At 68.7% G+C, this 13,615-nt stretch carries 19 protein-coding genes; 15 read left to right on the top strand and 4 right to left on the bottom strand.

Translation table 11 applies throughout. The features are described 5' to 3' along the window. Window positions 1-23: 23 nt before the first annotated feature. The 4 genes from MY520_RS12355 (at window position 24) to MY520_RS12340 (ending at window position 3,634) form a co-directional block, all read left to right on the top strand. The gene (locus MY520_RS12355; protein WP_436692399.1) at window positions 24-866 is read left to right on the top strand and encodes an HNH endonuclease; all 843 of its coding nucleotides are present in this window, start codon (window positions 24-26) and stop codon (window positions 864-866) included. 514 nt (window positions 867-1,380) lie between these two features. Next, complete coding sequence (locus MY520_RS12350) at window positions 1,381-2,577, top strand: ImmA/IrrE family metallo-endopeptidase (protein ID WP_436692398.1); 1,197 nt, start codon at window positions 1,381-1,383, stop codon at window positions 2,575-2,577. Window positions 2,578-2,581: 4 nt separating this feature from the next. Then, window positions 2,582-3,046, top strand: coding sequence for a DUF4411 family protein (locus MY520_RS12345; protein WP_436692397.1), 465 nt, complete (start codon window positions 2,582-2,584; stop codon window positions 3,044-3,046). 30 nt (window positions 3,047-3,076) lie between these two features. Then, on the top strand, window positions 3,077-3,634 hold the full coding sequence (locus MY520_RS12340) for a hypothetical protein (protein WP_436692396.1): 558 nt from the start codon (window positions 3,077-3,079) through the stop codon (window positions 3,632-3,634). Between the two features lie 5 nt (window positions 3,635-3,639). Here the strand turns inward: MY520_RS12340 and MY520_RS12335 are convergent, their stop codons facing one another. Beyond that, complete coding sequence (locus MY520_RS12335) at window positions 3,640-3,990, bottom strand: hypothetical protein (protein ID WP_436692395.1); 351 nt, start codon at window positions 3,988-3,990, stop codon at window positions 3,640-3,642. A gap of 301 nt (window positions 3,991-4,291) precedes the next feature. On the opposite strand from MY520_RS12335, the gene MY520_RS12330 reads away from it, so the two are divergent. Beyond that, on the top strand, window positions 4,292-4,480 hold the full coding sequence (locus tag MY520_RS12330; RefSeq protein ID WP_436692394.1) for a hypothetical protein: 189 nt from the start codon (window positions 4,292-4,294) through the stop codon (window positions 4,478-4,480). A 123-nt stretch (window positions 4,481-4,603) separates the two neighbouring features. Beyond that, window positions 4,604-4,936, top strand: coding sequence for a hypothetical protein (locus MY520_RS12325; protein WP_436692393.1), 333 nt, complete (start codon window positions 4,604-4,606; stop codon window positions 4,934-4,936). Here MY520_RS12325 and MY520_RS12320 read toward each other — a convergent pair. Then, on the bottom strand, window positions 4,906-6,033 hold the full coding sequence (locus tag MY520_RS12320) for an MrcB family domain-containing protein (protein ID WP_436692392.1): 1,128 nt from the start codon (window positions 6,031-6,033) through the stop codon (window positions 4,906-4,908). The genes MY520_RS12325 and MY520_RS12320 overlap by 31 nt on opposite strands. A gap of 156 nt (window positions 6,034-6,189) precedes the next feature. Between MY520_RS12320 and MY520_RS12315 the strand changes: the two genes are divergently transcribed. The 9 genes from MY520_RS12315 (at window position 6,190) to MY520_RS12275 (ending at window position 12,136) form a co-directional block, all read left to right on the top strand. After that, window positions 6,190-6,792, top strand: a complete 603-nt coding sequence (locus tag MY520_RS12315) for a hypothetical protein (RefSeq protein ID WP_436692440.1) — start codon at window positions 6,190-6,192, stop codon at window positions 6,790-6,792. After that, window positions 6,678-7,433, top strand: a complete 756-nt coding sequence (locus tag MY520_RS12310; protein ID WP_436692391.1) for an RES family NAD+ phosphorylase — start codon at window positions 6,678-6,680, stop codon at window positions 7,431-7,433. The genes MY520_RS12315 and MY520_RS12310 overlap by 115 nt, the downstream gene beginning before the upstream one ends. A 216-nt stretch (window positions 7,434-7,649) precedes the next feature. Continuing rightward, window positions 7,650-8,213 (top strand): ATPase, T2SS/T4P/T4SS family, encoded by a 564-nt coding sequence (locus MY520_RS12305; RefSeq protein WP_436692390.1) that lies wholly within the window; start codon window positions 7,650-7,652, stop codon window positions 8,211-8,213. Continuing rightward, a complete protein-coding gene (locus MY520_RS12300) occupies window positions 8,201-9,073 on the top strand; it encodes a type II secretion system F family protein (RefSeq protein WP_436692389.1) in 873 nt (290 codons plus the stop codon). Before MY520_RS12305 ends, MY520_RS12300 begins: the two co-directional genes overlap by 13 nt. A gap of 70 nt (window positions 9,074-9,143) precedes the next feature. Then, complete coding sequence (locus MY520_RS12295; RefSeq protein ID WP_436692388.1) at window positions 9,144-10,085, top strand: type II secretion system F family protein; 942 nt, start codon at window positions 9,144-9,146, stop codon at window positions 10,083-10,085. 29 nt (window positions 10,086-10,114) lie between these two features. Then, a complete protein-coding gene (locus MY520_RS12290; protein ID WP_436692387.1) occupies window positions 10,115-10,321 on the top strand; it encodes a hypothetical protein in 207 nt (68 codons plus the stop codon). A 91-nt stretch (window positions 10,322-10,412) separates the two neighbouring features. Continuing rightward, window positions 10,413-10,775 (top strand): TadE/TadG family type IV pilus assembly protein, encoded by a 363-nt coding sequence (locus MY520_RS12285; protein WP_436692386.1) that lies wholly within the window; start codon window positions 10,413-10,415, stop codon window positions 10,773-10,775. Beyond that, window positions 10,772-11,239: a hypothetical protein gene (locus tag MY520_RS12280; protein ID WP_436692385.1), complete on the top strand. Its 468-nt coding sequence runs from the start codon at window positions 10,772-10,774 to the stop codon at window positions 11,237-11,239. Before MY520_RS12285 ends, MY520_RS12280 begins: the two co-directional genes overlap by 4 nt. 513 nt (window positions 11,240-11,752) lie before the next feature. After that, complete coding sequence (locus MY520_RS12275; RefSeq protein ID WP_436692384.1) at window positions 11,753-12,136, top strand: hypothetical protein; 384 nt, start codon at window positions 11,753-11,755, stop codon at window positions 12,134-12,136. 136 nt (window positions 12,137-12,272) lie between these two features. On the opposite strand, the gene MY520_RS12270 is transcribed toward MY520_RS12275, so the two are convergent. After that, complete coding sequence (locus tag MY520_RS12270; RefSeq protein ID WP_436692383.1) at window positions 12,273-12,785, bottom strand: DinB family protein; 513 nt, start codon at window positions 12,783-12,785, stop codon at window positions 12,273-12,275. A gap of 127 nt (window positions 12,786-12,912) precedes the next feature. Then, window positions 12,913-13,575: a hypothetical protein gene (locus MY520_RS12265; RefSeq protein ID WP_436692382.1), complete on the bottom strand. Its 663-nt coding sequence runs from the start codon at window positions 13,573-13,575 to the stop codon at window positions 12,913-12,915. Window positions 13,576-13,615: the final 40 nt, after the last annotated feature.

The raw sequence follows: 13,615 nt of genomic DNA, 5'->3' as shown, positions 1-13,615 counted from the left end.
CTCCTTTCGGCTTCACTTCGCTCGTGGAGTTCTACCGAGTCGAACCGACAGCCGTGACGTCGTGGCGGATGGCCGTCCTCATGGGGGCCAACTCCCGCACGTACAAGTTCGCACTCGGGAGCGCGCTCCTAGACCTGGCGCGCCGAGGATGTGAGGAAGCGTCCTTGACCGAGCTGGCAGTGCCCTACGCCATGCAGCTTGTTCAGAGGGCGGGGCGCTACCCGCAGGCCCCGGCGGGCTCGGTCAGCAGCGCCGCCGACTTCCTGACCGTTCTTCACGAGGAGTCGTCAACGAGTCTGCGCCACGGTGCGCCCACGAGCCGCCTGCTTGATGCCGCTGTGGCCTCGATGCCGCAGATGGTGATGAAGAAGTTCCACAACCTGCGCGGCGTCGGCGAGGTGGGACACCGCTTCTATGAGCTTCGTGGACTAGGCAGCTCCCGGCGGCTAAGCCTGACGCCGCAGATGTTGGCCGTCGCTCGGCACGAGGCCCTGCTCCGGCTTGAGCTGGACGCGCGCTGGTCGATCGTCGAGGCGTGCTTCGACGCGGAGCTGGGGCGCGGGCTGCTTGGTTCTGGAGTGGTCGTCTCCGCGGACGGGGAGCGTCTCCTCACTCCAGCTCGTCGGGTGGCGCTGGCCGGCGCTCGCGAGGCCCTGATCGGCTTCCAACACGGACGGTGCTTCTACTGCGCCGAACCCATCACGCTGGATGTGGCAGCGGTACACGTCGATCACGTATATCCATTCGCGCTGATGCAGAGCGGCGTCTGGGAGGGGCCCGACCTCAACGGCGTGTGGAATCTCGTCGTGGCATGCCCACCGTGCAACCTCAGGAAGAGCTCACGGCGCCTAGTGCCAGCGAAGTGACCCGCCTTCTTGCCCGTAATGACGCCATCGCCGGATCGCCTCTCCCGCTGCGCCGTGCACTTGAAGTGAGTATGCGAAGGCCGGAAGCCGCACTCGCGACAACTTCCCAGGCGAGGCGGCGGTTCATTCAGGCAGTTGATCTTATGGCCACCGACCGAGGGCTCAATTGAGTCGCAGTCCCGGGCACCCTTGAGCCCTGGCGGGAGGCGACGTACTTCTCCCGTGACTGTGAAGGTCTCCAGCCGCGGCGTCGCGCGGGGGCCGGCAGCTACCGATTGGTGTCGTAAGTCCGCCCGTAGCCCAGCGGTCGCACGCTCAAGGTGCTCGTACGGCAGCGCGGCCGCGGCCGAGAACGTGGACATGAATGCAGCGTCGCTGACCGAGCCGGCGAGGACACCGGTCCGCCTCAAAACGTCACACGGCTTGGCGAGTCATCCGTCCTGAGAGGTAACGACTCGGCCCTAACGTGTGAGCTGCTCCGGTAATCGTCACAGGGCTCGGGCACGATGACCTCGTGTCGACCTCGATCCCCGCGCTGGTCGAGCCTTCTGTCCTGCGCTGGGCCCGAGAGACCATCGACCTGAGCCCGACCGCCGCCGCCCGTCGCATCGACGTCCCCGAGGGCCGAGTAGAAGCCTGGGAGGACGGGACCGCGTCCCCGACCGTCGCTCAGCTCAAGCGGGCCGCGAACGTCTACAAGAGGGCCCTTTCCGTCTTCTTCCTGCCCCACCCGCCGACCGACTTCGACACCATGCGCGACTTCCGCCGGGTCGCGGGAGCGGAGGCCGGTAGGTGGTCCCCGGCCCTGCACGCCGAGTACCGGCGGGCCCACGCGCAGCGGGAGAACGCACTAGAGCTGGCCGATCTGGACGACGCGACGCCCTCGACGGCCTGGCGGATCGAGCCCCTCCCGTCATCCGACGCGGACGTCGCCGCGATGGCCCGGTCGGAGCTGCTCGCGATCTCGCCACTGAGCCTCCCGCGCGGGTCCGGCACGGCATATGACCACCTCAACGTGTGGGTGGCCGCCCTGGAGGAGGCGGGGGTCCTCGTGCTGGCAACCTCGGGGGGTCTGGTCGAGGTCGCCGAGATGCGGGGCTTCTCGCTCTACTTCGACGTCCTGCCCGTGATTGTGCTCAACGGTGCCGACTCCGCGCGTGGACGTCTGTTCTCGCTGCTGCACGAGTACGCCCACCTCCTCATGCACACCGAGGGCCTCTGTGACGCGATAACCGACGCCCGCGCCACCGACCCGAACCGCCGCCAGGAGGCGCGGGCGAACGCCGTCGCGGCGGACATCCTCATGCCAGCCGCCGCCGTCCTCGCCCGACCCGAGGTGGTCGCTCGGGTCAACGACCCCGGAAGTTGGGACTACGAGGCCCTTCGGGCAGCAGCGGCCCCATTCGGGGTTAGCGCCGAGGCGTTCCTTCGTCGCCTTGTCACGCTGGGCCGCGTGTCCATCCGGTACTACGAGGAGCGCCGGGAGGAGTTCCTGGCCGCCTACGAGGAGGACGAGAACAGCTCCCGGAGCGGCCGAGGGAACTGGTACCGGAATATGGTCCGCGACCTCGGCAAGGGCTACGTCCGCGCGGTCACCGACGCCCATCGACGACGGGTGATCGACAGCACGACCGCCGCCACCTACCTCGACGCCAAGGTTGGCCAGCTCGCCGGCCTGGCGGAGAAGGCTCGACTCACGGAGTCGGTGTAGCGGGGTGACCTTCTACTCCTTCGACACGAGCGCCTTCATCAACGGCCGACGTGACCTCCTCCGACCGACGGTCTTCCAGACGTTGTGGAAGCGGATCGAGGAGGAGATCGTCGCTGGCTCGATCCGGTGTCCGGACCTCGTCCGCGACGAGATCAGCCGTCGCGAGGACGAGGTCCACGAGTGGGTGAAGGCGCAAGTGGGTCTGTTCGTGCCGCTGGAGGAGGACATCCAGCGGGCGACCCGGCACGTTCTCAGCATCGCACCGAGGCTCGTCGGCAGGGGAGGCAAGCGGAATATGGCGGACCCGTTCGTGGTCGCGCTCGCGATGGCGCGGGACGGGGTGGTCGTCACCGAGGAGACGCGCTCGGGGAGCATCGAGAAGCCCCGCATCCCGGACGCCTGCGAGGCCCTTGGGATCCGGTGGCTCCCGCTCATGGGCTACATCGAAGAGCAGGGGTGGACCTTCTGAGCGCCGTCGCTCGGCCGCTGAGGAGCCAGTGTGTACCCCGGATCTGAGGTACTCCAGGAGGTCGGCCGGATCACTATCGCTGGGTCCCGGCTCGACCTGGCAATGGCAAACCTGTGGCACCACCTCGACCGCTACGTGCCCTACGAGGAAACCCGGAAGCGGGCAGGAGCAGAACAGGACCGGTGGGTGCGCCTGCTCGCCGAGGTCAGGCTCGTCGGCCCACTGCGAGACCGTGTCCTCAAGGCCGTGATGGCTACTGAGGACGCCCGGAGACGGCGTAACAACGTCGTCCATCAGGACTGGGTGCTGGAGGCGCGCCACGAGCGCCCATTGCAGGAGCTGCTCGACCTCTCGGGTGAGGAGGAGGCCGCCTACCTGCATGAGTGGCAGCGGCAAGCTAGGGACTCGCTCGCCTGGCAGCGGATCCCCCCGCGTAAGACTCAGCCGGAGCCCGCACCGTCCCTAGACGAGTTGATCGCCATCGAGCGGGTCCTGGCGAGGGTCACCGACGAGATCACGTCGCTAACGTTCGTTGTCGCGTCCTCGCGTGAGTTCGGCATCCCGATCGGCTACGTGCACCCGGACTGAGCCCGTCATGGTCCGGTGAGCTGCCCCAGGTGCACCCGTGCGGTGTGCGCGTTGTCGATGGCTGCGACCGCGTACTTCTTGGCCTGGGTGATCGAGTCGACGTCCACCACCGCGTCCCGGGCCTCGCCGAGGGCTGCCAGCAGGTCCTGCGGGGGCTCGGCGTCGTCGGGCCCGTGCAGTAGCTCCCGCGCAGCCTGGAGCCGTGTCAGCGCCTTCTGGAGCTTGTCGCTGAGGTAGGACCGATCCCGGCCGACGTCGTCGCCCTTCGGGTCGCGCAGGTAGACCCCGAGACCCTCCAGCGCAAACTCGAAGTAGCTGTAGGCCAGGCGAGCGTTCACCATCCTCGGCTCAGTCACCGCGTCACCGTAGGTCCGTCGCGGCCGTCGGGTTCGGGTGGGGCTGCTCGACGAGGGAGCGTCGCCCACGCCGCGCCGTCCAGATGCGGCTACTGGTCTGCTGCTTTTGCCCGGCTCCGCAACGCTAGGGGCGCTCGGTCACGGGACGCCACGGTGACCGCCGACCCTCCAGAGTTAGCTGAGAGCCAGCAAGGCGCTGACCAGCACAAATGCGTGAATGACGGTCACATGCCCACTCGCTAGATGACGGAATGTGTCGAGCCCGCGACACTAAGCACCCTCGTCCCTACCGTCCCGGGGCATGACACGACCGACGCGCACGCGCGTGACCGATACCGCCTGCCCCCGCTGCGGGGCCGTCATCGAAGTGGAAGAGTTCGGCATCACGGCCGGCTACGACCCCGAACCGTTCCGGTGGGTGGAGCTGGAGAGGCGGTGCCCCTCCGGGTGCCACCTGATCGACAGCAACTTCACCGCCGAGGACCGCTAGTCCACCGCCTGCCCGGGACGCATGGCCTGACCCAGGCTGAGCGTCCCGGGCAGCGGGACAGCTCAGGGCTCGGCCGACGCCTGTAGGCAACTACCCTCCGGGCATGGCCGCTAGGTGTCCTGAGTGACCAAGGGCGAGAAGTCCAATGACCGCTTCTCTGTGCCAGGGTTGAGTCGGGCGCAGCTCGGCGATTACCTCTGCGACATTCTCGGTGAGGGGTCGGCGCTTGGCATGACTCGTCGGGAAATGCACGCCCCGTTGTGGGAGCGCCTGCCGGCTCAGGTGAAGTCGTCTTGGGTAGTCCTGCGCGTCGGTGACGAAATAAGTAAGACGCTCTCGGATTTGGAAAAGCACAGAAGAGTCGGCCACGACGCCGATGCGGGCCTCTGGTGGTTAGCGTCTCGACCCCGGCCGGAGCGTCCGGTCTACATTGCGGAGAAGTTGTTTGACGCTTGATCGGTTTGCACTAGTCGCTCGGCAGCCTCGGAGCCTCGCCAAGTACCTTGGGTACGACAAAGTACCTCGATGCCAAGACTGGCAAGCAACTCCTCGAATGCGGCACCGACAGGTGTGTCGAAGAGCGCGAGCAGTCGAGGGTCGTCGCGCCTGGCTGAGCGATAGTAGAAGTGCCGATACGAGAACAGCTGGCCGATCGCGGCGCGCACTGCCTCCTCGGCATTTACGGCAACAGTCTTCGCCTCCACCAGCCAATGTGCGCCGTTCGCCTCGATGGTCAGGTCGCGCGGGTGCACGTTGTTGGCCGGGACGTGCCCCGAGGCGGTCAGATCATCAGCGAAAGCGTCGAGAAGCGACTCATGCTTCCGGGTGCGCCGCTGTGTCGACGCTTTGACAGTCGCGATGTACTCCGACGAGTTCTTAGGTCGAAACTCAGGCTTCAGTGGGTGATTCTCGACGCGTCGTCGAGCCGACCGCGCGCTGGTCTGTACCTGTCGATTCGCCGCAAGTTGATCTTTCACTTCGATACAAGCCGAATACAAAGCAAGGAAGTGGCTCAACTCGTCCGCCAGTGTTGGCGCTGGCGGCAAGGAGGACAGTGAGTACCGCACGCCGGCGATGTTTCCTGCCTCGTACCCCAGAGGCAGGAACGCCTTCGACCTCAGGTCGATCTGCGCCTCGCTGTCGGTCGGCAGCAAGTCGGTGACTAAGGACCTGAGAAGCCTAGTTTCCTCTCTGATCTTCTCGATAGCGGCCCGCTCGGCTGCCCGTCCACTGTGTCCGGCATCCGTCGCAACGCGGAGGTGCTGAGTGGCTCCCTGGTTCATCGACAGGTACACACCGTCGAGGTCTTCGGTGAAGAGGTAGCAGAGGTACAGCCCGTCTTGAGCGGTCTCCGTGACGTCCTTATCCAACAGGGCAATCCACGGCACTCGCGGAAGGCTCTGGCCGCTGCCGCTGACTAGAACCTTGAGTCCGAGAGGGAACTCGGGCGGCGGATTGCGCCGTACCTCCGCAAGGTGCTGCTGTGCCGCCTGATCACGGCCGGCTAGATGTGAGTACGAAGCGACACCAACCAACGCCTGACGAATGTCCACGCGCGAGACGCTACGGGCGCGGTCCGACGACCCGGTTGCGCCGCGCCCTGTTGCTGTGCGTGCCGTCGACAGTCGCAACGACTACCGTGCGTCACGGGCTGGCCGTGTGATCGCTGGCGAAGTACGTTACGGCCAGCGACCAACGAAGGGGGCCAGTTGCGACTCGACGAGCATGTTCTGCTGGCCTTGGAAGCAGGGCTGCTGTCCGTCCCCGAGGCCGTTGAGGCCTTGTCCACTCTGCTGGCGGGCTACGACGAGCAGTCGCGAGAGGAAATCGCGCTCCGGCTTTCACCCTGGCGTGACGCCGCTTACGCGAGTCAGGCGGAGCCTCGACACGACGTCATTCGCGACGCCACTGGCAAACCGGAGCCACAGGTGGCCACAAGGGAACGCCTGCTACGAAGCCTTTCAACCCGAGGCACATCGCTTCTCGACGTAGAAGATCGACGAATCTCCGACTCTATTTCGAGTTTGTCTTACCTGCGGTCCCGCAACGCCGTTATTGTGCTGGTGCAGCCGGGCAGAGTAGCTGTTCCAGAGTTCCAATTTCAGCTGCTAGACGACGTCGCCGTTCCCCGCCTAACCGTGCGGCGTTGCAATGCAAACCTGCTTGCGGGTGAAGATCCGTGGGGTGCCTTGTCCTGGTGGGTGTCCTCAAGCGGCTACCTCTCGGGCCGTGCTCCTGTGGACCTATTGGAGTCTCCCGAGGAGAACCTGCTGGTCGAGCTGGCGGCGTCCATGACGGAAATCGCAGGCTAGTGCCTTACCGCGAGCCGCCGAGTGATCTCCCTGGAAACCCGACTTACGTAACTATTCCGGCTGGCGAGTCGCTGTTCCGGATTCACCTAAACGCTTTCGCGCCCACCCAATTTAACCCCAATCCGGTGTCGAACCCCTTCAGGGCAGGCAGGTTCGACAGTACAGCCGGGGACTTCTCGTACCTTTATGCTGCGCAGACGATCGCCGGGGCGGTGGCGGAGGTCTTGTTGCGTGACATTCCGGAGTCGGAGATAGGTCAACCGCGCCTAGTGCCCTTGGCGCAAGTTAGGGGCAGGCGACTGTCCGAGATACGCGTGCAACGGCCACTCCGGCTCGTCGATTTGACCGGGCCTGGTGCGCACGCATTCTCACAGGACTCCTGGCTCACCAAGTGTGATGGCGTCTATTACCCTTACACGCAGCACTGGGCCAAGAGGATTCGCGAATGGTGCCCTGACGCAGTGGGCCTGCTCTGGCGGTCTCGTATCGACGACAATGAGACCGTTCTGGTCCTGTTTGGCGACCGTGTGACGGCGGATGCGCTGATCAAGTGGGGTGGCGCAACTAATTTGGCGCTGGGGAGGGGGCGGAAACTGCTCGACCCTGTCCTGGCGAAGTACAACGCTGAACTGTCCGCTTAGGCGTTCTGTGCACCGCTCTGGACGCCGCGAAGATCAAGAAGGCTCCCGACTGGTCACGTAGCCGTCGGCGCTCGTTGACGGCTACGTTCGAATCGGCAACCTCTCTTGCATTGCTGCATGTCGCTGCGCCGACGAATCGACCGCCTGCTTCGCGCTAACGAGGCTCACGCCAGTCGCGATCACACCACTCAGGTCATTGACGCGCACGAAGAAGACATGTGGTTCCGGCGCGTCTACTTGCTGCGGGTGCCGCTGCCCGACGTGGTGTCGATGCAGACGCGGCAGCCCAACCTCGAGGGCGCCGGGGAGATCCCGCTGCGCCGGCTGGTCAAGGAGGCGCTGCGGATGCGGCCCTCGCGGATCGTGGTCGGCGAGGTGCGGCAGGAGGAGTGCCTGGACCTGCTCATCGCGCTGAACAGCGGGCTCCCCGGCATGTGCACCCTGCACGCGAACTCCGCCCGCGAGGCGGTCGTGAAGATGTGCACGCTGCCTCTGCTGGCCGGCGAGAACATCGGCCACGCCTTCGTCGTCCCCACGGTGGCGGCCAGCGTCGACCTCGTCGTGCACGTCGGCAGCGAGCCCGACGGACGTCGTCGGGTGCGCGAGATCGTCGCCCTCCCCGGCCGCGCGGAGGACGGCGTCATCGAGCTCGCCGACGTCTTCACCACGCGCGAGGGACGGCTGGTCCGGGCCTCGGGCTACCCGCCGCACCCGGAGCGGTTCGCCGCCCACGGCCTGGACCTGGCGGCGCTGCTCGACGACGGCCGGTGGACGCCGTGAGTCTGTCCGGGGCGCTGCTGGGCCTGCTGCTCGGCGTCGGGCTGCTGCTGGTGTGGCGCAGCGGTCCGCGGGCGCCGCAGCGACGGATCGGTGCGCGCGGGCCGTCGCGGCGGCGCGAGCAGCTCGCCGCGGCCGGCCTGACGGGCATCAACCCCGCGCAGCTGACGGCGCTGCAGGTGGGCTTGGCACTGTTGACGACGGTCGTCGTCCTCCTGACCACGGGGACCGTGACGGTCAGCCTGCTGTTCGGCGTCTTCGGGTTCGCGCTGCCCGCCGTCCAGGTGCGGCGGCTGACCGGAAACCGGCGCGCGGACCTGCGCGAGGTGTGGCCGGAGGTGGTCGACAACCTGGCGTCGGCCGTCCGGGCCGGGCTGTCGCTGCCGGAGGCGCTGTCGGCGCTGGCGACCCGCGGGCCGGAGCCGCTGCGCGCGCCGTTCGCCCGGTTCGCCACGGAGTACCGCTCCAGCGGCCGGTTCGGTCCCTGCCTCGACCGGCTCAAGGACGACCTGGCCGACCCGGTCGGCGACCGCATCGTCGAGACGCTGCGGGTGGCTCGGGAGGTCGGTGGCAGCGACCTGGGCCGGGTGCTGCGGACGCTGGCCACCTTCCTGCGGGAGGACGCCCGCGCCCGCGCCGAGCTGGAGACCCGCCAGGGCCGGGTGGTCCAGGCGGCGCGGCTGGCGGTGGCCGCGCCGTGGGTGGTGCTGCTCCTCCTCGCGACCCAGTCGACGACGCTGGACGCCTACGACTCACCGATCGGGACCGCGTTGCTGCTCGGCGGGGCCGCGGTGTGCCTGGTCGCCTACCGGCTGATGCTGCGGATCGGCCGGCTGCCGCAGGACGTGCGGGTGCTCCAGTGAGTGAGCATCGCAGCGAGCGCCAGCGAGCGAGGAGCGGAGCGAACGGGCCGCGGAGCGGCCTGGTGACGCAGTGAGTGGGGCGCTGGCGGGGATGCTGCTCGGGCTGGCCGCGGCGGCGGGCGTGCTGCTGGTGGTCACGTTCGCGCCGCCGTTCCGCTCGGTCCGGCTGGTCGACCGGCTGGCACCGTACGTGCACGACACGCCGCCGCCGTCCCGGCTGCTGGGCACCGTCACCGAGCCGGGGCTGCTGACCGCGGTCCGGCGGGTATTCGGGCCGGTGGTGGCCGACGGCGCCCGGCTGGTGGACCGGGTCCTCGGTGGCCGGACCGCGGTGCGCCGGCGTCTGGACGCACTCGGCACGGACAGCACCGTCGAGGACTTCCGCATCGAGCAGGTGGTGTGGGGCGGCCTCGGGCTGCTCGGGTCGGCGCTGCTCGCCGCGGTCGGCTCGCTGCTGGCCGGCGACCTCAACGTGCTGTCGGCCGGGCTGCTCTGTGTGGCCGGGCTGGTGGGCGGTGTGCTGGGGCGCGACTGGTGGCTGACGCAGCAGGTGCGCCGCCGGGAGGAGCTGCTGCTCGCGGAGTTCCCGGTGGTGGCCGAGCTGCTGGCGCTGGCGGTGACGGCGGGGGAGAGCCCGACGGCGGCGATCGCGCGGGTGACGCGGTTGTCCGGCGGAGCACTGGCCGCCGAGCTGGGGTCCGCGCTCGGCCGGGCCCGCGCCGGGGTGCCGCTGGTCGAGGCGCTGCAGCAGGTCGCCGACCGCACGTCGCTGGACCCGCTGGCCCGCTTCATCGACGGCCTGCTCGTCGCCATCGAGCGCGGCACCCCGCTGGCCGAGGTGCTGCGCGCCCAGGCGGCCGACGTGCGGGAGGCCGGCAAGCGCCGGCTGCTGGAGGCCGGCGGCCGGAAGGAGATCGCGATGATGGTCCCGGTCGTCTTCCTGGTGCTGCCGGTGACCGTTCTCTTCGCCCTGTTCCCGGGGTTGATCAGCATCGTCTCGCTGGCGCGATGAGCGCGGCGGACCGACAGGAAGGACGCCGCATGCGCGGGTTCACGGTTGTTCTCGCGGCACTGGCCGCTCTGGCGGATCGGGTGCGAGGTGAGGATCCCGAGCGGGGCGACGTCCCGGGCTGGGTGATGATCACGGTGATGACGGCGGCGCTGGTACTGGCCATCCTCATCCCGTTCCGCGAGGCGATCGTCGCGGCGGTCCAGAACGCGCTGTCCTCCGTCACGAGCGGTGGCTGAGCCCTTTCCTGGCCTCTCGGCGCGGGAAGTCCGTTTCCGGCCTGGACTCTCCGCGCGGAGAGTCCGGGGCGGGGAGCGCGGCGGGGCGGTCGTGGAGTTCGTCTTCGTCTCGGTGCTGGTCGTGGTGCTGCTGCTGGCCGTGCTGCAGGTGGCGGTCTACGTGCACGTGCGGAACGTGGTGACCGCCAGCGCGCAGGAGGGGGCGCGCTACGCGGCCAACGCCGACGTGCCGTCGTCCGCCGGTGCCGATCACACGGTGGCGGTGGTGGCACGGGCGACGTCGCCGGGCACCGCCGACGGGCTGCGCTGCACCGCGGGCGAGGAGACCGACCCCAGCGGCCTGGCGCTGGTGGTGGTGCGCTGCTCGGGCTCGGTGCCGACGCTGCTCGCCGGGCTGGGCGACCTGCTGCCGCTGACGGTGACCGGCCGAGCGGTGAAGGAGGCCGCGGGGTGAGCTGGGTGCGGGCCCGGCTGGGTCAGGCGGCGGGCGAGCGCGGTTCGGCGCTGGTGGAGTTCGTGTTCATCGCGATCGTGGTGTTCGTGCCGCTGGTCTACATCGTGGCCGGGTTCTCGGCAGTGCAGCGTGGCGTGTTCGCCTCGACCGCGGCGGCGCGGGAGGACGGGCGAGCGATGGGGACGGCGCCGGATCCGGCGACCGGCGCGGCCCGGGCGGCGGTGGCGGCGCGGTTGGCCGTGGAGGACCAGTCGGTGGACGCGACCGACGTGCGACTGGCCTACGCGCCCGCCGGCGCCGGCTGCGACGCGGCGGGGAGCTACGCGCCGACGCTGACGCCGGGGGAGGAGTTCTCCGTCTGCGTCACCGTCACGGTTCGGATCCCGCTGCTGCCGGAGTTCATCGACGCCAACACCGCCACCGGCCAGTTCCTCGTCGAACGCGATCGCTACGTCGACGGCTGAGGCTCGACCACGACGCTGCCACTGCCGACCACGGGGATGCCGAGGCCCGCCGTCGTCCAGCCAGTCCTACCGTCCTCCGGTGTTGTGCGGGATCACGCCTGTGGCAGCGGGAGGCGCATGGGATCGACCTTCCAGGCGGCACGATCATCAGACGGCGCGCGGCACCCGATGGGTGACGCTCTGCCTGCCGGATTCGACGCTCTGTAGCCGCTACGCTCCGGGAGCAAGGCATCTCAGTTCGCTGACACGGCAGGGGGAGCCGACATCGTGGACGCGCCAGAACTGATTCTCGTGATAGCGGGCGTCGTGGTCGGAGCCGGCGCGTTGTTTCCGACGGCTTTCCGGATGTGGTTCGGAGTAGCGGGTCTCACCCTGCTCCTCGTCGGCGTCGTTGTCTGGACGTTGTCTCCCGTCCCTGCGGAATCCACCTCGTCGTCCGGCGCCTCGGCGTCAGCATCCTCTGCGCCTTCCACGACTTCCTCCAGTCCCGCCGGGGAGGCCGGGGTGCGGAACGTGAGCCTCGAACTGGATGGAGCGCAGCAGCAGCGCTTCCTGGGAGTCGATCTGGACACCGGCGAGATGTCCACGGAAGAGAGGGACTCCCTGGACATCGCCGTGGACGTCAACGGTCGTCTGACGGCGCTCCAGGGCAACTTCGGCCGTCCAGAGCCGAGCGAATACGACGGAGTGGATGCCGCGGCGGACCTCTCCGCCTGCACCGGCGGAGGCCTGACGTCGAACCTGACCGGGGCCATTGACGTCAACGACCTGCAACCGGGCCAGGTCTTGTGCGTCTCCACCGATCAGAGGAGCGCGGTGGCCCTGCTGGTCCGCCAACGTACGCATTCCGTCTACGATGCAGCGCTGATCTTGGATGCTGCGGTTTCCAGGCGATAGATGACGACAGTCATCTCCTCCTGCTCGCGCGAGTCTTCGACGTCGCGTCGAGCCCCACGGCATGCGCAGCGGGGACGTCACCGGCGCAACAGCGCGCCGGTCGCGACGGCCGTGGGGGTCGATGCGAGCGCCGGGGTCAGCCCATCGTCTTCTGACCGTCGATCGATTCCCGCAGGATGTCGGCGTGGCCGGCGTGCTGAGCGGTCTCGGCGATGATGTGGAGGAACACCCGCCGGGCCGACCAGCGGGCGCCCGGCTCGAACCACGGTGCCTCCGGCAGCGCATGCTCGGCGTCCAGGTCGGGCAGGGTGGCGACGAGGTCGTCGGTGTGCCGCGCGACCGCCTCGTAGTCGGCCAGCACGCCGGCCAGCGTCTCCCCGGGCGCGAGATGCCAGTGCCGGGTCGAGGCATCGGGACCCCAGTTGCGGTGCATCGCCTCGGCCCCGCCCTCGGCGAACTGCACCCATCCCGCCTCCGTGGCCGACACGTGCTTGATCAGCCCGGCCAGGTTGAGCGCGCTGACGGTCGGCCGCCGCATCGCCTGCTCGTCCGTCAGGTCGCGGACGGTGTAACGCAGGAAGGCCCGGTGTCGCCGCAGGGACTCGATCAGGTCCGCCCGCTCGCGGGTGAGGGTGGTCGAAGCGGTCATGGGATCGCCTTCCGTCGTCCTCCGGTGGGGTCGGTGCCGACGCTAGGGGCAGGGCGCGCCGGATGGGACCGATAGCGGTGTGAGCAGTCGAACCTCGGACCTGCGACGTCGTCACCGGGCCAGTGGGTCAGGGCGCGTCGGGAGGTCGGAAGGCGAAGAGGACCGAGGCCGTGAGGATCCACAGAGCTCCGAGAGCGCCCATGAGCCCAGCTGGTCCGAGCGGAGTGAAGGCGATGACGACCGGCACGCTCAGAGAGAGGCTGAACCAGCGGAACCAGCGAGGGAACAGGTCGTACCTGAAGCCGGCCACCACGGCGGTGGCGACCATGATGAGCGACGGAACCGCGAGGAGTCTCGCCACCTCATAGTCGGCAGTCATCAGGCTCCGCGCCGCAACGCCGTCACGGAGGTCCGCCGCGCTCGCCAAGCCGACACCTTCGGCGGCGAACTGGAGAGTCTGTGTGGCCCACAGGACCCCGCCGGCGACCCCGATGACGGCGAGCCCTTCCGACGCTCGCTTGAGCTGGTTCCACAGGGGCCCGAGGAAGACGACGGCGAGAACCGCGCCCAGTGCCGTGAACGACGCGCCTGTGCTGATCGCGGCCCCGTGCTCGCGAAGTCCGTCGACCAGCGCCTCGGGCGCCATCGTGGGGTCGAGGCCCTTGCCGCCCACGTCTCCGATGGAGCCGATGGTCAGCGTGATGACGACCGACGCCGCCCCCGACAGAGCTGCGATCCGGTCAGCAGCGCCGACGCGCCCCGTTCGCGGATGCCCTGTCCCACTGGTCATGGCGGATCCATCTCTGCAGGAGGGGCCGGCAAGCGGCCGG

It is taken from the genome of Geodermatophilus sp. CPCC 205506 (assembly GCF_051383635.1).
In the GTDB taxonomy this organism is placed as follows: Bacteria; Actinomycetota; Actinomycetes; order Mycobacteriales; family Geodermatophilaceae; genus Geodermatophilus.
Note: the sequence above shows the minus strand (reverse complement) of the source record. Positions and strands in the feature narration are given on the sequence as shown.